This window comes from Anabaena sp. PCC 7108 (assembly GCF_000332135.1).
In the GTDB taxonomy this organism is placed as follows: Bacteria; Cyanobacteriota; Cyanobacteriia; order Cyanobacteriales; family Nostocaceae; genus Anabaena.
In genome coordinates, this window is record NZ_KB235896.1 from 3,261,900 (window position 1) to 3,281,152 (window position 19,253).

Genomic DNA, 19,253 nt, shown 5'->3' on the forward strand with positions numbered 1-19,253 from the left:
ATAATACCAGGAAAGTAAATGTTATTACACTCATTCTAAAATACAGGATTGACTATAGCATGAATTGTCAGCTTATCATTGCTAGACTCGTTTAAATCACGAATCAATCCTTCAGGATTTTTAAGAAGTCCTTGGGGATCATAAACAAAACATAATAAGTATTCACAATCTGGATGACTTTGATATCTAATAATATCCGCAGCTAATTCATCACCAATTTTTTTGTCTTTGTGGGTGTCACTAGTTATCTTAGCTTCTATAGCTATTTTTTCTGCTTTTAGTAAGAAATCCATTCTTGATGGACTACCAGCAAAATTAGGAATCACTTCTTCTTTTCTAATATCTTTAAAATCAATTTTCAAAAGAGAGTATAATAAATCTTGCACATCATATTCATCTTTGATTTTTAAAGTTTCTCTTCTTTTTCCTTTATCTAAACGCCTGTCTTCTAACTGTTGAGCAACTAGATGAAAACGTTGGCAAATTAGAATAAGTCTGTCTATAGATTTCTCTATACTTTTTTCTTGATAGTTTTTTGTAGACAAGTAAATTTCTACTTCATTTAATGATAGAGCATGGTTTACAGCACTAAGAACCTCATGATTAATTCTACGTATTTCAAGGACGGGTATTGGAGGCTCTTTGTTCTCTATTTCATAGTGATCAAATACATCTGCACAAATAATATCCTGTCTTGAAAGAATATCTCGAAACCTTATCAGAGTATTTATCAGTTGTTCTGGAGAGGAGAAGGACTCAGGTATGCGTAAATCCCAAAATGTTTCCTCTATATTGGAAACAATATTGAAGAGTGCTTGTCCAACTTCATCATGTTTGTAATAAAACCCGTAACCCTGATGAGGTTTGAGATTCTTCAGATCCTCGCGGTATTCTTGGATCTTAGCTTTAAAAAAGCTACTTAAGTAATCTTGAACCTCTGGTAAATAAATCTGCATTATTTCTCTCTATACTCTGTGAAAAGTAACATTAATAGCTTAACTTACTTCTGCACTACCTCAAATACCATAATCCTAAAGCCTATTTCAAATAATTAGGTCAAATATAGCTTTATGCTAACTTGTATTATAGTCTGGAATATTGTAACCAAGTCTCTTAATCACTCTCTGTTTTCTGACTTGATAAGTACATCCATAAATAAAATTAACTTGATATAGTAACCCATTTATCAAAAATCCTGTATCCCCATTGACACAGGGTAAAAAATAGGGTAAACAAAAGAATAAACCCCAACAAAAACCCTATTTTCCTAAAATTTCCCAGGGCATAAATAGGGCATAAAAAAATCAAAATTCCCAACCAATTGCATTCACAAAAACCCCAGACAAAATAGCTTAATCTTCACGGATAGGCATAGCAAAACCACCACATACAACGTCACCTAATACGTCGTAAGATACGAAATCTAAGTCTGTGTAAGCACCGTTTTCTTCTAAGAAGTTAATAGCGGTGATAATACCACGACCTGCACAACCTACACCGGGTTCTGGACCACCAGATTCTACGCACTTAACACCACGGAAACCGGTCAACATGACTTCGTGGAGTTCCAAATCTTCAACAGCACCTCTTTCAGCAGCCAAGGAAAGAACGGTGGTTTGAGCCTTGGAGTGCAGCATCAAACGGGTAGAGTCAGCTTTAGGGTCGCAACCTACGATCATGATGCGTTGACCCATTTCAGCCATAGCTGCAAGGGTGTTTTGAGAGGTGGTAGATTTACCGATACCGCCCTTGCCGTAGAATGCTATCTGTCTAATATTTGCGTCAGTAGTCATTGTTCGTGTTTTCCTAGAGTTGGTTAGTTGGTGTTTTGTCTTTTGGTTCTCACGGCCAAGTTCTACGGCGGTGAGCGTGTGTAGAACGTCGCTATGGAGGCGATCGCTCTACAGACAATTTAGTTGTGTTCATGGTGTTTATTGGGTTGTAAGAATAATTGGTTTATGGGTGTTGAAAACCCTGGAATAGGAGGGCGGGGAGAGGAGGGCGGGGAGAGGGGAGAGGAGGGCGGGGAGACCCCGCCCCTACACTGCTTCGACGATGATTTCTTTGTTAATGCGATCGCGTAATCTCGCTTCAATCGCAACTTTTAAAGTGGCTGTGCTGCTGGAACATGAACCGCAAGCACCTTTGAGAATAACTTGTACTTTATTGCCTTCTATATCGTAGAGTTCTACATCTCCACCGTCGGCAATTAATACGGGTCGGACTTCTTCATCTAATACTTTTTGAATCAGGGCAATTCTTTGAACATTAGTTAATGGTTTTTGTTGCCCCCCATTAAACATTGAATTAGCAATTTCTGTAGTAGCTTTCACGCCGTTGGTGTTGAGAGTTTGTTTGGCGGTTTCCTGCTTTACTTCTCTTATTATATCATCAATTTTCGTTAAACAGGAACCGCATCCGCCACCAGCTTTTACATAATTTGTTACTTGTTCTGCACTGAGGAGATTATTTTGTGCAATAGCCTTTCTAATCTTAGTATCAGTGATACCAAAACAGCTACAAATTAGTACGCCTTCGTCATCATCGTCATGGGCAGCTAAAGGAATGCCTCGATAATTATATATGGCAGCTTCTAAGGCTTCTTGACCCATAACTGAGCAGTGCATTTTCGCTTCTGGTAAGCCGCCCAGGTAATCGGCAATATCTTTATTAGACACCTTTAAGGCTTCATCTAATGTCAAACCTTTTACCATTTCGGTTAAAGCACTGGAAGATGCGATCGCACTGGTACAGCCAAAAGTTTGAAACCGAGCATCGAGAATCTTATCAGATGCAACTTCCACTTTTAAATGCAGTCTGAGAGCATCACCGCAAGCAATACTACCTATCTCTCCAGTTGCAACCTTAACTCCAGCTTCACCTGTTTCTTCAATTGCGCCCTGATTTTTAGGATCGTAAAACAATTCTAATACTTTATCTGTGTAGTCCCACATAGTTGATTTTGGATTTTGGATTTTAGATTTTGGATTATAAGAAATAATTCAGAATTTGGTAGGGGTTTAGCATTGCTAAACCCTGATAAGATTTAGGAGACTTTTACATATCACCTATTACCTATTTACTACTAACTAATGATTGTTGTTGTAACCAACCCGCATTATCATTTTTGAAGGGAGATAAAGCGCGGAGACGTTCAACAATTTCTGGCATAACTGCAATAACTTGATCGATTTCAGCTTCTGTTGTATAGCGACAAAGACTGAAACGAATCGAACCATGTAAAGTGGTGTAGGGTAAACCCATAGCCCGCAAAACGTGGGAAGGTTCTAGTGAACCAGAAGTACAAGCAGAACCAGAAGAAGCACAAATACCGTATTTATTTAAGGAGAGCAAAATTGCTTCACCTTCAATATATTTGAAACCAATATTTGTGGTATTTGGTAATCTATGACTAGGATCACCATTCACTTCACAGTCGGGAATTTTAGCAAGAAGAGCTTTTTCCAAGCGATCGCGCAACCGACTTTCTCTTTTGGTTGCCTCTTCTAAATTTAGCATTTCTAATTCCGCAGCTTTACCTAAAGCGATAATTCCGGGAACGTTCTCTGTACCTGCTCTGCGTCCCCGTTCTTGGTGTCCTCCAAGGAGGAAAGGACGGAACCGCACCCCACGACGCACATATAGAACACCAATGCCTTTAGGTGCGTGGATTTTGTGACCAGATATAGTTAACATATCTATGGTGCTGGTCTTCATGTTCAAGGGTAATTTACCTACTGCTTGAACTGCATCGACATGGAAGATAGCGCCGTATTCCTTAACTCTAGCACCAATCTCTTCAATAGGAAAGATAGTGCCGGTTTCATTATTGGCATACATCACGCTGACCAAAGCGGTGTTACCTGTCAGGGAAGCTTCCAGTTCATCTAAATCTAACTGTCCCTTCGCATTAACTGACAAATAAGTAACAGTATAACCTTGGGTTTCTAATTGTTTGCAGACATTTAAAACTGCGGGATGTTCTACCTGAGTTGTGATAATGTGGCGTTTTTCTGGTTGAGCTAATAATGCAGCACGAATAGCAGCATTATCTGCTTCAGTTCCACAACTGGTAAAAACGATTTCTGATTCTTCTGCTCCTAGTAAAGCCGCAACTTGTTCTCTGGCAATTTTTACACCTTTACCAAGTTGTCCACCAAAACTGTGCATACTAGAAGGATTACCGTAATAGTCCGTCAGATAAGGCAACATTGCCTCTAAAACTGCTGGATCAACTTTGGTGGTAGCATTGTTATCGAGATAGATGCAATTCTTTTGCATTTTAGTCATTAAGTTATTAGTTAATAGTTATTGGGAATAGGTAATGGGTAATGGGTAATTGGTAATTGGTCAAAACTTATTTCTTTTCTGTCACCTGTCACCTGTTACCTATTACCTATTACTTAAATCACTACTTGATGCTTTTGCAATTGTTCAGAGAATTTCTGGGAATAACTATTCCGCCAAGTTTCCCAGTAATCTTGTTTATTGGTCAACTTTGCTAAAACACGGTTGTAATTAGCAAACCAACCTTCCCAATAATCGCTTGGTTGTTTAACGCAACCATGAGCAGTGGGACAACCAGCTTTACATTGAGGTACAGTGTGAATGCTGCCAACACAGTTTGTGCAAAGTTCAGAGTCAATCCAGTGAATACCGTCAACTACTTTAATTGCACCGGTAGGACAAACAGACAAACAAAGCTTGCAGGAAATACACTGGCTAGTAATTTTGTAAGCCATAATTATTTGCCTTTGTGTGAATTGGTGATTAGTGATAGATAATAGGTGAAGAGGTGATTAGTGATTGGGCGGGAAGACCCCACCCCTACTTATTTTCTGTCACCTGTCACCTGTCACCTGTCACCTATTCCGCTACATATTGTTCGTAAAACTCTAAAGCAACTTTTTCAATTACGTCGTAAGCTTCAACAGTTTGTATCCCGGCTGCTTCTAGTTTTTCTTTAGGACAGTTGCCGATTTTGGATACTAAGACCGCTTTACAATCTGCGATCGCTTTCATGATATTATCTGCGGTAGCTTCTTCGCTGTATCCACCTTGACAATATTGATCAATCTTGCGATGACTGACAAAGCGCACTTCGTTACCATCAACTTCATACACTTGAAATTCTTTGGCGTGTCCGAAGTGTTGATTAACTAATCCACCACCTTTTGTTGCTACTGCAACTAAGATTTTAGGACCATTGGCAGATTTTTTGCCATTACTTACTTTGTCTTTAGCTGCTTTAATTTCTTCTCTAAATTTCTCAATACCTTCGTGAACTTCTTGGCGTGTTTCCAAGTTATATTCTGGAGCCATTTCCAAGAACTTATCTTTGGTGAATTCTTGGCTACGATCTTCTCCTAATAATCCTACCGCATCTGCTCGGCACTGACGACAGTGACGCATCATTTTCATGTTACCAGAACAGTTATCTTGAACTTCTTTGAGTTCTTTACCTGTGGGTCCCCGTTGACCGGTTAAACCAAAGTGTGTACCATGTTCTGGTGCAGAAATCAGCGGCATAATGTTGTGTAAGAATGCCCCTCGCTCACGAATTGCCTTGTTAACTTCTACCAAATGTTTATCATTAACTCCAGGAATCATCACGGAATTAACTTTGCACAAGATATCAGCTTCTTTGAGAGCTTGCAAACCTTCCAACTGCTTTTCTAGGAGAATTTTTGCTCCTTCCACGCCTCTATAACGCTTACGTTTGTAATGAACCCAAGAATAGATTTGTGCGCCTATTTCTGGGTCGATGGTGTTAAGGGTGATAGTAACGTGATCTATATTTAATTGTTTGATGCGATCAACATATTCTGTTAACATCAAACCGTTAGTCGATAAGCACAGTTTAATATCTGGTGCTTTGTCTGCAATCAATTCAAAAGTACGGAAGGTTTTTTCGGGATTAGCCAAAGGATCACCAGGCCCCGCAACTCCCAAAACTGTCATTTGGGGAATTTTACCCGCAATTACCAACACTTTATGTGCGGCTTCTTCAGGTGTGAGCAACTCACTTACTACTCCAGGACGGCTTTCGTTAGCACAATCATATTTGCGGTTACAATAGTTACATTGAATATTGCAAGCTGGTGCAACGGCAACGTGCATCCGGGCGTAGTGATGATGAGCTTCTTCACTATAGCAGGGATGTTTGGAAATGCGTTCTATGAGTTTTTCGTCCATTTCTGGAGTTGTGCTGCTGTCGCAACCGCAACCACCAGATTTAGCTGGGGTGATAATGGATTCCTGATTGGAGGAGGTGAGAATGTTTGTAGCAGGTAGTGTCATTGAATTTCGCAAGTTCGGTGGACTAGAGAGCCACTGTGGGAGATGCTGTTACTACTGCCAATGCCCATGAACTGAAGTCGCGTCTTATACTCATTTTATTTGCAGGAGTATGATCCAAATTTTGGATGATTTAGTGTTATTTGAGATGATGGCAACAGTCTATTAATTAAGACTTTTAATCCCAAATCTCAAATCGTTCGACTGAGCGCAGCCGAAGTCTAAAATCCAAAATTTCTCCAAGGTTCGGCTGGTGTGTGTCAACGTTTGGGTCTTGGGTAGACTTTGTGTGTACAGCCGCGACTTCCTTTCACTTCAGGCATGGTGCTATCTCATCCCTCCACTCACTTTTGGCTGCTAACTTTGTTAAGGAGCGTTAAGTGATTGGCGATAAATGATTTATAGCAGCCGTTTCTAGAGAGGTGGCTAGGCTGTCTAGGATAGGATTTATTGGATATATTATGTTTGTACTCAAATTTATAAACCCCAACCTTTGCCAGGGTTACAAAAATTAAATAAAATTTTTTTGGGTAGAGGTTCTAGTATTTTTCAGTTGGGGTACGAGTATTTATGGAATGGGGTTCAGGATTTCTTTGTACTCAGTTAAAACCCTATATCTGTCAGGGATTGGGCAATATTTTTGTTTATTTTAAGCTACATTATTCATGTACTCAAACACTTCTCAAATCCTGCTGAAAGCTATAATTTGCAAGGGATTTGAGGTGTAAATCTGGAATAGAAACCGTTGTTATAGTCCAGATATCTGCCAACCTATATTCTGTATCCAACATATCATTTTTTTTGAGGTAAAAATGCAGTTAATATTCTTTTAATTTTTGAAAATTAATGATGTTAATTACCCTTGTAAGTCTGATACAGCAAGGAACTCAGCCTGATCAATATACCCATGTTAATGCAGAGAATTTTTAGAAGATTTAATTTTTCAAGTTCTGAAAACTGTTCAGAAATGATCAAAATGTCAAATTTAGCGTTTAGTAGTTGGTAAAAATTTCGTTAGCAGTGAACTTTTGATATCGCTACACTATTATTTATAGTGAACAAGTCAAACAGGGGAAAATGTCATGAAAGCTGTTGTTATCCGACGCTATGGTTCTGCTGAAGTTTTGCAGTATGAAGAAGTGGCACAACCGAAAATCAATCCAGAGCAGTTACTTGTGAAAGTTCATGCTAGTAGTGTCAATCCCATTGACTGGAAAATCCGCAAGGGAATGTTGAGTTTATTGACAGGGAACAACTTCCCAATAATTCTAGGGTTTGATGTAGCTGGGGAAGTTGTGGAAGTTGGCTCACAGGTAACACGCTTTAAAGTAGGAGATGCTATTTATGGCAGCACTAACTTACCTGGAGGTGCTTATGCAGAATTCGCTGCTATCCCGGAAAATTTTGCGGCTCCCAAACCCACAAATATGAGTTATGAAGAAGCAGCTACTGTACCTTTGGCGGCGCTAACGGCTCTACAAGCCCTGCAAGACTTGGGTGATATCAAATCAGGACAGACGGTATTGATTAATGGTGCTTCGGGCGGTGTGGGCGTTTTTGCGGTGCAAATTGCTAAAGCTTTGGGGGCTGAGGTGACGGGCGTTTGCAGTACCAGAAATTTGGATTTGGTTAAGTCTTTGAATGCAGATATGGTAATTGACTATACGCAACAGGATTTTACTGAAGGTAATGTGCAGTACGATATTATTTTTGATGCGGTTGCTAAAGGAGAATTTTCTAATTGCAGAAAAGTTTTAAAGCCAAATGGAGTTTATATTTCCACTTTACCTACCCCGGAATTAATTTTACAGGGTTTTTTGACAATGATTCTGCCTGGTCAAAAGGTGAAATTTGTCTTAGAAACACCTAATAGCAAGGATTTAGTACATTTAAAAAATTTGATTGAAGGGGGGAAAATACGAACTGTGATTGATTGCACATATCCTTTGCAAGAATTAGCTGAGGCTCATAAATACAGTGAAGGTGAGCGGGCGGTAGGGAAAATTGCGCTTACGGTGTAGCCATAACGCAGTCATCGTTGTTAGAACTTCTATATAAACGCTAGATCATGTTCAAATCTGTGACAAAATAGTCTTCTTCTCCTACAGCCAATGTCATCAATTACGACCTATGATTACCACTATTGAGCGTCGTTACAGTTTAGATGAATATCGCGCCATTGAAGAAAAAGCGGAAGGACGCAGCGAATATCGTGATGGAGAAATTGTCCCAATGTCTGGAGGATCACTCAACCACAGCCGTATTGGTGGCAATATTTTTGCTTTTCTGAAGTTTCTTCTCCGCGATACTCAATTTGAGCCAATCAACAGCGATTTGCGGCTATGGATTCCTCAACATAAACGCGGAGTATATCCAGATATGATGGTTTTTGAAGGTGAACCGCAACTAAATGAAAATCGCACAGATGAAGTTTTAAATCCCATTTTAATTATTGAAGTATTATCCCCCTCAACAGCAGATTATGACCGTCAAAGTAAGTTTCGGATGTATCGTTCAATTCCTGGTTTTTGTGAATACTTATTAGTCGAACAGGATGAACCTTTTATAGAAAAATATAGCAAGCAATCTCAAGGTTGGTTATTGAGTGATTTTAATGATTTGGAAAAATCTATTTTTTTAGATTCAATTGGGGTTGAATTACCAATGGCAGAGACTTATCGCGGTGTTAGTTTTGGATGAGTAATTTGGCTACAATTGCTAGTAAACAAAGAATCGCTATTTCTGCTTAAGTCCAGATTCTCTCGTCTGTTGGGCAACAAGAAAATACCAATTGACAATATTGCCAGGTACAATATTAGTGGTGTTTAATTGAGTTGAATAGAGAGTAAGTCAGTGAAACAACATTTAAAAATTGGGCTACAGAAAGTGTCAAGCATGGGACTGATACTGCTAGTGCCTATTTTGGGAAATCTTCTATTTTTAGCTAGTGCCAGAGCCGGTTTAAATAGTAATCTGACGGTTAATGTGGATGGAATAAAAAACCAATCTGGAAAAATTTGTGCTAGTCTTTTTTCTAAGAGTAAAGGATTTCCTGCTGATAGTAAAAAAGCTTTACAATCTGAGTGTATTGAGGTTACAGAAGCACCTCAAAAACTGATTTTCAAGAACTTGAAACCAGGTAATTATGCCGTTGCATTAATTCATGATATCAATGCAGATGGGGTTCTCAATAGTAATTCTTTTGGTATCCCTACAGAAGGTTTTGGGTTTTCTAATAATCCATTAGTTCTGACAGGACCACCCAAGTTTAATGACTCTGCTGTTTTAGTAGCTGGTTCTAACACTGATATTCAGATTCAGTTGCAATACCTTTTGGGTCGTTAATTTAAACATTGGCGTTGCATAATGGCAATATGAATTTAGCAACGCCCTTTTCTATAGGAGAGAATGAACGTTAATCCATTTATTCTAATTCTAAAATGTTTTGAGTATTATCACGGCGACGCTGTTCTTTATTTTCAAACTCAGCTAGACAGCTACCTTTATCAACCATCACACAGCCGAGATAATTCGTTATTTCGATCAACCCTGCACGAAGTGCTTTACCAACAGGGGCTTTGGTTGTTTTCTGATTATCACTACCAAGATTGATGCCAGCAAAACTTATACCACCAGAATTACTCTTAGATTCACTAGTCGCCAGCCCTTCAACAGTACGGGCATAAACTACTTCTCCATTAGTTGAATCTACAACACGTAAGTCAATAGCAACATAAGCCTTTTGTTTATTTTTCCTATTGCCACCACCTAGACTAATACCACCTATATTAATGCCGCCTCTTAATCCACCGGATTCATTATCAACCCCTTCTTCATAAGCAGTCACTTTGCCTAGAATAATATATTTCGCCCCAGTGAGTTCTCCCTTCTTTGCACCGGTTTCTTTGCGAACTAATCCAGCTTCAGCAAGCTCTTGTTCTGAAAGGACTTCTCCTAACTTTTGTCGCTCAACAACGGTGAATTTTCCCGTTGATGTTAATTCATTGCTCAGGGCATCTGCCAACTGCTTAGATGTGGTACTGTTCCACCACCACCAGGTGGTTTCATTCTTGAAATCTGGTACTGAAATTGTGGGTTTTTCTTGAGCAAAAGCACTAACGCTACCAATAGAAAAACTCAAAGTCACTGTTGCTAAAGCAAGTACAGTATTGCGACTTAATCGTTGATATAGAGAAGGTATTTCCATAATCATAGTTATGTGGTAGTTAAGCGAGAATTGTTATAACGATTATTAACACTTAGAGAAGGTATCATAATCTCAAGTAAATAGCAATACCTTTGTCTTTTTTTTACAAGGGCTAACAAAGGCTCATTCATAACTTACTTAGCTGATGCTTGTTATATTAAAGACTATTTACTTAATTTTGACAAGTAGATAGTAGCAAAAATTACCAAATAAAACTCTAGAATTTTTAAACTTTTATTCTTATACCAGATTAATATGAAGCTGCATAGAATAATTGTAGCTTGCTTCCCGAAGGGTACGCGGATGCACGCAGATAAACGCGGATAAAGACAGATAAATCAATGGATTTCAGAATTATGTGCAACCTCACATAAAATTGGTATTAGCTGTTTTTATTTTGTGTTCCTACATACAGCAAACAAATCCTAAAACAAAATAAAGAAATCGCTTTTTTGACTACCAAAACCCTACTATATTAATAGTAGCTGAGTATACAGAAATCTAAGTTGTAATTCCTTCTACCTGCCATTTTTAGGCAATGAGTACAACTTAATATATAGCTAATTATCTTGCCTAAATCGCTGCCAAGCCGCATAGGTAAAGAGATTTATATTGAGTACAAAAAAACTGAATCCCTACCCCAAAAATACTAATACCCCTGTTATAAAAAGCTAGTACCCCTACCCCAACAGAAAATGTAAAGTTCTGTTAAATAGGGGTTTAAACCTATGAGTACAAACGTAATAAATTCAATAAATCTAATCGGTATCTGCGGTTATGTTTGCTTTCGAGTCACCTGATATAAGCATAAAAATACAACATGGCTCTTTTAACCAGACAGTACCGATGCAACAGTCTTTAGACAGTATTAGTAAAACCAAAACTGCAATTACAGACTTGCGGAAAAATCAACGTTCTGGCGGTTTTTTGGAGCCATTAATGAGCGATTTTCGCATCATTTTTGAGCGTGATCCAGCAGCACGTAATTGGTTAGAGGTGATATTTTGTTACCCTGGATTTCATGCCTTGTGTTTACATCGTTCTGCACATTGGTTACACCTGCGGAAAGTGGGTTTTATCCCACGTTTTATTTCTCACTTGGGAAGGTTTTTAACAGGTATTGAAATTCACCCAGGTGCAGAAATTGGTAAAGGTGTATTTATCGATCATGGCATGGGTGTTGTGATTGGTGAAACTGCGATTGTGGGAGATTACACACTAATTTATCAGGGTGTAACATTGGGTGGAACTGGGAAAGAAAGCGGTAAACGTCATCCTACTTTAGGTAATAACGTTGTCGTGGGTGCCGGTGCGAAAGTTTTGGGAAATATTCAAATTAGCGATCGCGTCCGTATCGGTGCAGGTTCAGTTGTCTTGCATGATGTGCCTCCAGATTCCACTGTTGTGGGGATTCCTGGACGGATTATTTCCCATAAACAAAGCAAACGTCTTTCTCCTTTAGAACATGGAAAACTTCCTGATGTTGAAGCAGGTATAATTCGTTCTTTGCTTTCCAGAATTGAGAAACTTGAACAACAACTGCAAACCCTAACAAATCATCAGCAGCAAAAGGATAGTTGAATTATGTTTTCACTAGGAGAACAAGTTTTGCAGATTCCTTTGAGCGATAGATGGCAAGTTTATCACCGTTTGCAAGAATTAATGATTACTTGTTCTTGTCCTCCAGATGGTTCTTTGCGAGTGCAAATCAATAGTTTCCAAGAAGCCATTCTTGTCCGCAGTGCAGTTATGCAATTTCTAGCTTCTCGCTGTGAGTTAGTGACATGGTTAGAAGATTGTTGGCTTCACAGTATTGAGTAAAAAATGTGTGAGTGATCACAATTTACAACTTCTAGAATGTCTAATCAATACAATATCAGAGCGTAATTCATGATGCAAGCATCATTCAGACTCTGAAAAGCTCAAAGTTATTGTTCACTCACAAATTAGCTTGCAGACTGAAGAGAATTAACCTAAGCTTAGGTTTCACTCATTTTTCCGAATCTGCTAAATCTACTAAATCTAAAAATTCTCTGACATATTTCATTTCTGAATACAGTGAAATTAGTAACTAACATTGGGGATGGAATTTGAGAAATTATTGTCTAGCTTGATATTTTCAACGTCAAATTATGGTAGAGCGTAACAGCGATAAGAAATTACTTCACTTTTTGCATAATGAACTGGAACTTCCAAAAGCAAATATTGCTGTTGCTTTGCGACACCGTGAGTTAGATAAAGGACCAATACCGATGCTGCTTTGGCAATATGGTTTTATTGATTTAGAGCAGTTAGAAAAAATTTTTGATTGGTTAGCAGAACACGCGTAATTAATTAAAGATTAAAAATAAAAAAACCGAGGGAATTTTACAAGTATTCCGAATCCTGAACTCTTACAAATGAAGGTACTACTATGATTGCTACTTTAATTGCTGGACTGAGTATTTTATTCTTTATAGGAGCTACTAATAGCTATATTAGCTACTGGTTATTTGTACAGCATCCAAATCAGAGCAGAAAAAAATCTTCCTAAATTATACCAAGATTTTGTTTTCTGTCATACAGATGTGGCATGAGTTATTGAGCAATAATTAAAAGTCATAAACCCTGTTTAATAACTGGCGCTATTTTTAGTGTTTTCACTGAAATTTTAATGTTTATTTTATATTTATCAGTATTAGGAATTGTAGCGTTAAAGGGTGTTAGTAAAAACTCGGCTAGAGGAATATTTGAAATGAGTCAGATCATTATTAATGATACTACATTACGTGATGGTGAGCAAGCAGCAGGTGTTGCTTTTAACCTAGAAGAAAAAGTAGCGATCGCTCAATTTCTTGATGCCATTGGTGTACCTGAATTAGAAGTCGGTATTCCGGCAATGGGAGAAGAAGAAATTCGGGCAATTACTGCCATTGTTAACTTAGATTTAGATGCCAAGTTACTCGGTTGGAACCGCGCTGTCATATCAGATATTAAAGCTTCTATCGCTTGCGGACTACAACGAGTACATATTGCTATTCCCGTTTCTGGTATTCAAATTGCTGCTAAATTTCATGGTCAATGGAGAGTAAGTTTACAAAGACTTAAAGACTGTATTAGCTTCGCAGTTGATAATGGTCTTTGGGTTGCAGTCGGGGGAGAAGATTCTTCTAGAGCAGATGAAAATTTCCTCGAAGATGTGGCATTATATGCTCAAGAATGGGGTGCATCAAGATTTCGTTTTTGCGACACAGTTGGAGTTCTTGATCCTTTTGGAACTCATCTAAAAGTTAAACGGTTAGTATCTACTTTATCAATTCCCGTAGAAATTCACACCCATAATGATTTTGGTTTAGCAACTGCTAATGCTATTGCTGGGATAAAAGCCGGAGCAGTTTCCGTTAATACCACCGTTAATGGTTTAGGTGAAAGAGCCGGAAACGCAGCTTTAGAAGAAGTTATTATGGCTCTAAAATGCATCTATGGTGTTGATTTAGGGATTAAAACTCGACATTTATTAGAACTATCTCAATTGGTTGCTGCTGCATCAGGTGCTAATGTTCAACCTTGGAAAGCAATTGTCGGTAAAAATACATTTGCTCATGAATCTGGTATTCATGCTCATGGTGTATTGCAAAATCCTAAAACTTATGAACCTTATGATCCAGAAGAAGTAGGTTGGGAACGTAGTTTAGTTTTAGGTAAACATTCTGGACGGCATTTAGTATCTAATTTGTTAGAACAATATGGCATCTTTTTGAATTCAGAAGAAACCCAATCTATATTAGATGCAGTGCGTCAACAATCAACACTAAAAAAACGTAGTCTCACTACAGAAGAACTGTTAAATCTAGTACGTGAACAGAGGTATTCTCATGCAGCGCGATGAATTAGAACTGGACTTACCTCCCGCTTTTGAAATTGGTCAAAAAGTCCGAATTCGTAAATTGATCAAAAATGATGGGACGTTTCCTGGCCAAGATATTGGTGCAGTTTTGGCTCAAAAAGGAGACGTTGGTTATGTGGCAAGTATAGGCACATTTTTACAAAATACCTATATATATGCTGTGCATTTCTTAGATACAGGGTTCGTCATCGGTTGTAAAAAGAAAGAACTAGAAATTGTTGAGGAAAATAATGAAAGTAATGCTAAGAATGAATGATGCTGGTACTTTAGTTGCTTACGTTGCTAAAAAAGACCTTGAGGAAGAAGTTGTCAAACAAACAGATAGTGATGCAGGTAAGGTTCTCACTTTAGCTAATGGTTGGGAATTAGAATTTAGTGAGTTACCAGCTACGGAAAGTTTACCTTTAACTGTAGAAGCTAAACGCCTCGCTTAGAAATTTGATGGTAGGGAGATGGTGAGATGGTACAAATCCATCTTGGAAATCATGTCAAAATAATTCGTAATTGATAATACTTAATTTGTAATTCTCATCATTGAGGAATTGAACTGCTTAATTGATGGTGTCGTTTACTCTCTTCAATTACGAATTCAGAATTAAGAATTACGAATTAGGCATGATTTACCCTATCTAACTCAGTTTGAATAAAAGTTAATTTTGTAATTTTGAGTTATTGACATGGGTGAAAAGTATCAGTCGTTATCAGAATTGAATCTTGAAGGACAGTTTTTAGGTTTTGTTGGTGATAAACCAGGAAAATATAAATATTTAAGTTTAGCAATTCCTTCTGGGAAAGTGAAAGTTAAACTACCTAAAGATTTGCGCTGTTCTCCAGTTTCTTCTTTAGTACCTGGTGAACAAATTCGCGTTGGTGCTATCAGTAAATTGAACCCACGTACAAGTAAGGTTAAACTCAAAGCTTATCAAGTAGAAGCAGTTGGTTTGTGTTTCATTGAAAATCGCCAACCTCAAACCAAAGCCAAGATTATGGTTTGTCAAAAATCTGGTTGTATGAAACGGGGTGGAAAGGGGTTATTATCAGACTTAGAGAAAACTTTGTGCGATCGCGGTTTATCTGATAAAGTGACAATTGAACATACCGATTGTCAAAAACGTTGTAGCAGCGCACCCAATTGTGTTTTGATGCTGGGTAAAAAGCAATACAAGAAAATTCATCCAGAAGCTATAGCCTCTTTGTTGGAGAATCATTTGAGTTAAGTTGTCAAAATATTGTGCAAAATTATTGCAAAGGTGAAAGAGATCAACTCTCATTCACCTATTTTTACTGTCAAGAGTTAACATAAAAATAGCTCTGTAATTCTGTAATTTTTATGACTGTAGTTACTGCTAAACGCTTCACTGTAGCGGAATATCACCGTCTAGCGGAACTCGGCTTCTTTAGAGAAGATGAGCGAGTCGAGTTAATCAAGGGTGAAATAATTCAAATGGCTGCAAAAGGTACACCGCACTCGGTTTGTGAAACACTTTTATTTAGGGAGTTAGTCCAGCTTTTGCTAAACCGCGCTATGGTACGAGGCCAACAACCTATTATTATCCCTGATTATAGTGAACCAGAACCAGATTTAGCCATTGTCCGTAATATCAATGATAACTACCTTTCAGCCCATCCCATCCCATCTGATATATTACTTATAATTGAAATTTCCAATTCTACTTTGAAATATGATCAAGATGTAAAATTACCTCTTTATGCAGAAGCCGGTATTGCTGATTATTGGATATTTAATTTAATCAAAAATTGCTTAGAGTGTTACAGTGAGCCTTATCAAGATTCACAAGGTAATTTTGATTATCGTCGTAAATTAATTTTACTGCCTAATGAATCTGTTAAATTGCCTTCTTTCCCTGATTTAGTTTTGGATTTATCTAAAGTGTTTCCTGGGTAATTATGTTAAGATAACAGGCCGTTCATATTAGCAAAATAATTAATTTAGCTTATCTTATTGTGTAATCTTAACCTGTAAATTTTAGATTATCAATTTTTTCAGAGTAACTATTGTTATAGCTGATTTGAATACTTTCTAATTTCAGACGTAAATCTTCTCGTGAACGAAACTCTTCTAATCGCTGCGTGACAATACCATTTTCAATCAGCAATAAAGTTGGTAGGGACTTAATCCTATAAGTATTAGATAGTTTAAAATATTGATCGGCATTAACCTCAACTAATTTTATTCTATCACTGCATTGAACTTGAAATTGTAGCAACAAAGGATGAATAATTCTACATAGTCCACACCAAGGGGCTGTAAAAATTACCAATACAGGGATAGGAGATTCTAAAACATTTTTGGTAAAGGTTTTTTCACTGATAGATAATATAGTTGGTTTTCCGTCAGATGCTGGAAATAAATGTGCAACTTTAAATAACTTTCCTACATGAGATTTTTTCAAAAAAGCTTGTCTTTGATCATAGGTCATGATCTCTTTTTAACCTGCTTTAATTTCATTACTATTCATATAACAATGCCTTTAAGTCTGTGGAGAATTTTTATACATTAATTGCATTGTATAGGACTCCTATTTAAATTGTGAACAGAACTTCGTATACCTTGATTCCTTCTTCCCTGTTCCCTACCTCTACGAGTAAATATGGCTTACGCTACGCGGACAGAAACCAAACCGGATTCCTATATCATCAGCAGATAAATCACAAGCTAACATCCTGTTCGCGTAGCGTGGCGTATGACTCCTACGTCGTCACGCAAGCTAAAGCCATAAATCCTTAAATCCTGTAAATCCTGATATGGCTACGCCACGCTACGCTATCAGACAAAGAGGAAACAATACAAGATTACCCAACGTCATCAACAATTAATCATCTTGGTATTCTTTTCAAAAAAATCATGAAAAACATCATCATATTAACTACCATTCTATCATTAGCTAGTTTAACAACTATCCCTGCTATTGCTAATGCTAATCCCAGCCACCAACACCATCAAACTAACAACAGTAAAAAAATCAAACCTGTCCTAATTCCCAATAATCAATTACCAGAACCTTTAACCCAAGGAATGGTATTTAGAGAAATTGCGAGTGGGGGAATAACAGGAAGAACCTATCAAACCGTTTTAATGAACGACGGGATACTCATGCGAGTATTAATAGGAGATGCTAACGACTCACAACGGAGTGTTCTTAGAGTTTCTAAAGAAAAAGTCAGACAGTTTGAACGCTTACTAAATAAAGCTAAATTTGAAAAATTCAACAAATTGAGTTTCCCAGCACCTCAAGGTGCAGCAGACTATATTACCTATACCCTAACTAGTCAAACAACCACAACACAATACAATGATATTTCTCAATCTCAACTACCAAATAAATTAACTGAAGTTGTCAAAGCATGGAACGAGTTAAAAAATAGTGCCAAATAAATAACCCAAATCCTCAACTTCAAAAATTGAGGATTTAGATCAAACTCTGAATTTCTTTCTACGTCTGGAACGTGAGAAAAAAATCATCCCTTTTCCACCAAATCCTCCAACATCTGCTGCAAATCACTCGTCAACTCAGCCACCGCTTGTCTAGCAGCAACTCGACTACTGTTATAACCCGAATAACGTTCAGAAACAGATATCGGTGTACCCACAGTTATCTTCACTCGCTGCTTACCTAATTGTGGACGATTTAAAGGATTATTACCTTTAATTTTATTAACCAAATCCCATAAAATTAAAGTAGTTTCCGCAAATCTTTCTACCGTAGGTTGTTCGCGGATATAAATCCCAGAAACTGCCACAAAACTCTCGACTAACCTCATGTGCCACATCCGAAAATATGCTTCTTCAGCAATTCTATCCCCCAAACTTTTATCAATGGGTGATAATAGTGTAATATCCTTAAAATCTTCCCTAAATATATAATTCCAACCTGATTGTTCTACCCGTCTACATCTATCAGCCCAATTGCCTCTAGATGGTAAATCAAAATATTGTTCAGCGATGAATAAAGCGATATTCATCACCGCTTGTAAACGATAAGCTAAAGCTTCATTTCTATCTGTAATTTTCCCATTAGTAATTTTTTCATCTGGTAGTTTTTGATGATAAAATTTAGTATAAAATTGTTCCATTACCGACAACAAATGTTCTGCTAAAGTCAATAATCGGGGATAAAGTACCTCAAAAGAATTATTATTTGTTAAGTTAATGGATAAACCGCTTGCTGCTTCTAATTCAGTTAATAAATTTGCTATATTACCCCAAGGTTCATTGACATAACCATATTTAATTCCAATTGGTAAAATTAAAACTTCCTCATTCCTTCCCATTTTCTGTAAATCTTCCGCACACCAAAAACCCATCTGTGCGATACCCGGTTCCAAAGGACTCACAATCTCCGATAAACCATTTGTAGCACCCTCTGGTGCAGCAGCCATTGGAAACTTCCCATTAGCGTACAAATCCCGCGCAGAACGTAACCCCGTCCAGTCAGCCTTACCGCGTTGAATGGGAGTACCACCTAAATGAGAAGCAAGCCAACCAATATGTTTACCCGCCCATAGAGGAATGCCCCGATCATAGATAAAATGAGCATGAAGCGGATATTCTAGCTGTGTACCCCTAACTCGTGCTACTTTAGGCAAGATTTGGGACACTAAATAGGCTAACGAAAGAGGATCTGCTGTTTGAGGATGACGAAATGCCAACATAAACCGGATTTTACCATTCTGAAACCGCTGATAACAATCCGCCAAAGTTTCAACGTTGTTTGCTTCAATGTTGCTAATAGGTGTTTTCCAGCGTATCCAGTCAGGTAGTAGCAGATGTACCAATTTTAATAATAAAGGGTTAAAAGCTGGCGGAATAAACTCTAAAGGTGGTTGTGCTTGATACATTTC

Annotated in this window: 20 protein-coding genes and 1 pseudogene; 12 read left to right on the forward strand and 9 right to left on the reverse strand. The window is 37.8% G+C overall.

Annotated features, from left to right (window positions below; all coding sequences use genetic code 11):
- Window positions 1-35: 35 nt before the first annotated feature.
- The 6 genes and pseudogenes from ANA7108_RS30250 to nifB all read right to left on the reverse strand — a co-directional run bounded on the left by ANA7108_RS30250 (window position 36) and on the right by nifB (window position 6,300).
- Window positions 36-956, reverse strand: a complete 921-nt coding sequence (locus ANA7108_RS30250; RefSeq protein WP_016951700.1) for a hypothetical protein — start codon at window positions 954-956, stop codon at window positions 36-38.
- Between the two features lie 402 nt (window positions 957-1,358).
- Window positions 1,359-1,793: pseudogene (locus ANA7108_RS27460) on the reverse strand (AAA family ATPase); the annotation flags it as partial.
- Window positions 1,794-2,039: 246 nt separating this feature from the next.
- Entirely contained in the window at window positions 2,040-2,954 is a 915-nt protein-coding gene (gene nifU, locus ANA7108_RS0115435; RefSeq protein WP_016951702.1) for a Fe-S cluster assembly protein NifU, read from the reverse strand.
- Window positions 2,955-3,075: 121 nt separating this feature from the next.
- The gene (nifS, locus tag ANA7108_RS0115440; protein ID WP_026104214.1) at window positions 3,076-4,281 is read right to left on the reverse strand and encodes a cysteine desulfurase NifS; all 1,206 of its coding nucleotides are present in this window, start codon (window positions 4,279-4,281) and stop codon (window positions 3,076-3,078) included.
- A 122-nt stretch (window positions 4,282-4,403) separates the two neighbouring features.
- Window positions 4,404-4,742 carry a DUF362 domain-containing protein gene (locus ANA7108_RS0115445; protein WP_016951704.1) on the reverse strand — a complete coding sequence of 113 codons (339 nt, stop codon included), beginning with the start codon at window positions 4,740-4,742 and terminating at the stop codon, window positions 4,404-4,406.
- A 124-nt stretch (window positions 4,743-4,866) separates the two neighbouring features.
- Window positions 4,867-6,300, reverse strand: a complete 1,434-nt coding sequence (gene nifB / locus ANA7108_RS0115450; RefSeq protein ID WP_016951705.1) for a nitrogenase cofactor biosynthesis protein NifB — start codon at window positions 6,298-6,300, stop codon at window positions 4,867-4,869.
- A gap of 1,079 nt (window positions 6,301-7,379) precedes the next feature.
- Here nifB and ANA7108_RS0115455 point away from each other — a divergent pair.
- The 3 genes from ANA7108_RS0115455 (at window position 7,380) to ANA7108_RS0115465 (ending at window position 9,642) form a co-directional block, all read left to right on the forward strand.
- Window positions 7,380-8,318 (forward strand): NAD(P)-dependent alcohol dehydrogenase, encoded by a 939-nt coding sequence (locus ANA7108_RS0115455; protein WP_016951706.1) that lies wholly within the window; start codon window positions 7,380-7,382, stop codon window positions 8,316-8,318.
- A gap of 109 nt (window positions 8,319-8,427) precedes the next feature.
- Window positions 8,428-8,997 carry a Uma2 family endonuclease gene (locus ANA7108_RS0115460; RefSeq protein ID WP_016951707.1) on the forward strand — a complete coding sequence of 190 codons (570 nt, stop codon included), beginning with the start codon at window positions 8,428-8,430 and terminating at the stop codon, window positions 8,995-8,997.
- A 195-nt stretch (window positions 8,998-9,192) separates the two neighbouring features.
- Entirely contained in the window at window positions 9,193-9,642 is a 450-nt protein-coding gene (locus ANA7108_RS0115465; RefSeq protein ID WP_016951708.1) for a DUF2141 domain-containing protein, read from the forward strand.
- A 79-nt stretch (window positions 9,643-9,721) separates the two neighbouring features.
- Here the strand turns inward: ANA7108_RS0115465 and ANA7108_RS0115470 are convergent, their stop codons facing one another.
- Complete coding sequence (locus ANA7108_RS0115470; RefSeq protein ID WP_016951709.1) at window positions 9,722-10,504, reverse strand: CsgG/HfaB family protein; 783 nt, start codon at window positions 10,502-10,504, stop codon at window positions 9,722-9,724.
- 846 nt (window positions 10,505-11,350) lie between these two features.
- Here ANA7108_RS0115470 and cysE point away from each other — a divergent pair.
- The 8 genes from cysE to ANA7108_RS0115510 all read left to right on the forward strand — a co-directional run bounded on the left by cysE (window position 11,351) and on the right by ANA7108_RS0115510 (window position 16,296).
- Window positions 11,351-12,085, forward strand: coding sequence for a serine O-acetyltransferase (cysE, locus tag ANA7108_RS0115475; RefSeq protein ID WP_016951710.1), 735 nt, complete (start codon window positions 11,351-11,353; stop codon window positions 12,083-12,085).
- 3 nt (window positions 12,086-12,088) lie between these two features.
- Window positions 12,089-12,325 (forward strand): Asr1405/Asl0597 family protein, encoded by a 237-nt coding sequence (locus tag ANA7108_RS0115480; protein ID WP_016951711.1) that lies wholly within the window; start codon window positions 12,089-12,091, stop codon window positions 12,323-12,325.
- A gap of 311 nt (window positions 12,326-12,636) precedes the next feature.
- Window positions 12,637-12,834: a DUF2949 domain-containing protein gene (locus ANA7108_RS0115485; RefSeq protein WP_016951712.1), complete on the forward strand. Its 198-nt coding sequence runs from the start codon at window positions 12,637-12,639 to the stop codon at window positions 12,832-12,834.
- A 404-nt stretch (window positions 12,835-13,238) separates the two neighbouring features.
- Window positions 13,239-14,372: a homocitrate synthase gene (gene nifV / locus ANA7108_RS0115490; protein ID WP_026104216.1), complete on the forward strand. Its 1,134-nt coding sequence runs from the start codon at window positions 13,239-13,241 to the stop codon at window positions 14,370-14,372.
- The gene (locus ANA7108_RS0115495) at window positions 14,359-14,646 is read left to right on the forward strand and encodes a nitrogen fixation protein NifZ (RefSeq protein ID WP_016951714.1); all 288 of its coding nucleotides are present in this window, start codon (window positions 14,359-14,361) and stop codon (window positions 14,644-14,646) included. The genes nifV and ANA7108_RS0115495 overlap by 14 nt, the downstream gene beginning before the upstream one ends.
- Window positions 14,621-14,824: a putative nitrogen fixation protein NifT gene (gene nifT, locus ANA7108_RS0115500; protein WP_026104217.1), complete on the forward strand. Its 204-nt coding sequence runs from the start codon at window positions 14,621-14,623 to the stop codon at window positions 14,822-14,824. Before ANA7108_RS0115495 ends, nifT begins: the two co-directional genes overlap by 26 nt.
- Window positions 14,825-15,067: 243 nt before the next feature.
- Entirely contained in the window at window positions 15,068-15,607 is a 540-nt protein-coding gene (locus ANA7108_RS0115505) for a (2Fe-2S) ferredoxin domain-containing protein (protein WP_016951716.1), read from the forward strand.
- Between the two features lie 113 nt (window positions 15,608-15,720).
- Window positions 15,721-16,296, forward strand: a complete 576-nt coding sequence (locus tag ANA7108_RS0115510) for a Uma2 family endonuclease (RefSeq protein WP_016951717.1) — start codon at window positions 15,721-15,723, stop codon at window positions 16,294-16,296.
- A gap of 67 nt (window positions 16,297-16,363) precedes the next feature.
- On the opposite strand, the gene ANA7108_RS0115515 is transcribed toward ANA7108_RS0115510, so the two are convergent.
- On the reverse strand, window positions 16,364-16,831 hold the full coding sequence (locus ANA7108_RS0115515; RefSeq protein ID WP_016951718.1) for a co-chaperone YbbN: 468 nt from the start codon (window positions 16,829-16,831) through the stop codon (window positions 16,364-16,366).
- A 425-nt stretch (window positions 16,832-17,256) separates the two neighbouring features.
- Between ANA7108_RS0115515 and ANA7108_RS0115520 the strand changes: the two genes are divergently transcribed.
- Window positions 17,257-17,787, forward strand: coding sequence for a hypothetical protein (locus tag ANA7108_RS0115520; RefSeq protein WP_016951719.1), 531 nt, complete (start codon window positions 17,257-17,259; stop codon window positions 17,785-17,787).
- An 83-nt stretch (window positions 17,788-17,870) separates the two neighbouring features.
- On the opposite strand, the gene ANA7108_RS0115525 is transcribed toward ANA7108_RS0115520, so the two are convergent.
- On the reverse strand, window positions 17,871-19,250 hold the full coding sequence (locus ANA7108_RS0115525; protein WP_016951720.1) for a hypothetical protein: 1,380 nt from the start codon (window positions 19,248-19,250) through the stop codon (window positions 17,871-17,873).
- Between the last annotated feature and the right edge of the window lie 3 nt (window positions 19,251-19,253).

Excerpts from the sequence above, each read along its gene's own strand:
- ANA7108_RS30250 (WP_016951700.1), bottom strand. The coding sequence starts at position 956 with ATGCAGATTTATTTACCAGAGGTTCAAGATTACTTAAGTAGCTTTTTT.
- nifU (WP_016951702.1), bottom strand. The coding sequence starts at position 2,954 with ATGTGGGACTACACAGATAAAGTATTAGAATTGTTTTACGATCCTAAA.
- nifS (WP_026104214.1), bottom strand. The coding sequence starts at position 4,281 with ATGCAAAAGAATTGCATCTATCTCGATAACAATGCTACCACCAAAGTT.
- ANA7108_RS0115445 (WP_016951704.1), bottom strand. The coding sequence starts at position 4,742 with ATGGCTTACAAAATTACTAGCCAGTGTATTTCCTGCAAGCTTTGTTTG.
- nifB (WP_016951705.1), bottom strand. The coding sequence starts at position 6,300 with ATGACACTACCTGCTACAAACATTCTCACCTCCTCCAATCAGGAATCC.
- ANA7108_RS0115455 (WP_016951706.1), top strand. The coding sequence starts at position 7,380 with ATGAAAGCTGTTGTTATCCGACGCTATGGTTCTGCTGAAGTTTTGCAG.
- ANA7108_RS0115460 (WP_016951707.1), top strand. The coding sequence starts at position 8,428 with ATGATTACCACTATTGAGCGTCGTTACAGTTTAGATGAATATCGCGCC.
- ANA7108_RS0115465 (WP_016951708.1), top strand. The coding sequence starts at position 9,193 with ATGGGACTGATACTGCTAGTGCCTATTTTGGGAAATCTTCTATTTTTA.
- ANA7108_RS0115470 (WP_016951709.1), bottom strand. The coding sequence starts at position 10,504 with ATGGAAATACCTTCTCTATATCAACGATTAAGTCGCAATACTGTACTT.
- cysE (WP_016951710.1), top strand. The coding sequence starts at position 11,351 with ATGCAACAGTCTTTAGACAGTATTAGTAAAACCAAAACTGCAATTACA.
- ANA7108_RS0115480 (WP_016951711.1), top strand. The coding sequence starts at position 12,089 with ATGTTTTCACTAGGAGAACAAGTTTTGCAGATTCCTTTGAGCGATAGA.
- ANA7108_RS0115485 (WP_016951712.1), top strand. The coding sequence starts at position 12,637 with ATGGTAGAGCGTAACAGCGATAAGAAATTACTTCACTTTTTGCATAAT.
- nifV (WP_026104216.1), top strand. The coding sequence starts at position 13,239 with ATGAGTCAGATCATTATTAATGATACTACATTACGTGATGGTGAGCAA.
- ANA7108_RS0115495 (WP_016951714.1), top strand. The coding sequence starts at position 14,359 with ATGCAGCGCGATGAATTAGAACTGGACTTACCTCCCGCTTTTGAAATT.
- nifT (WP_026104217.1), top strand. The coding sequence starts at position 14,621 with ATGAAAGTAATGCTAAGAATGAATGATGCTGGTACTTTAGTTGCTTAC.
- ANA7108_RS0115505 (WP_016951716.1), top strand. The coding sequence starts at position 15,068 with ATGGGTGAAAAGTATCAGTCGTTATCAGAATTGAATCTTGAAGGACAG.
- ANA7108_RS0115510 (WP_016951717.1), top strand. The coding sequence starts at position 15,721 with ATGACTGTAGTTACTGCTAAACGCTTCACTGTAGCGGAATATCACCGT.
- ANA7108_RS0115515 (WP_016951718.1), bottom strand. The coding sequence starts at position 16,831 with ATGACCTATGATCAAAGACAAGCTTTTTTGAAAAAATCTCATGTAGGA.
- ANA7108_RS0115520 (WP_016951719.1), top strand. The coding sequence starts at position 17,257 with ATGAAAAACATCATCATATTAACTACCATTCTATCATTAGCTAGTTTA.
- ANA7108_RS0115525 (WP_016951720.1), bottom strand. The coding sequence starts at position 19,250 with ATGTATCAAGCACAACCACCTTTAGAGTTTATTCCGCCAGCTTTTAAC.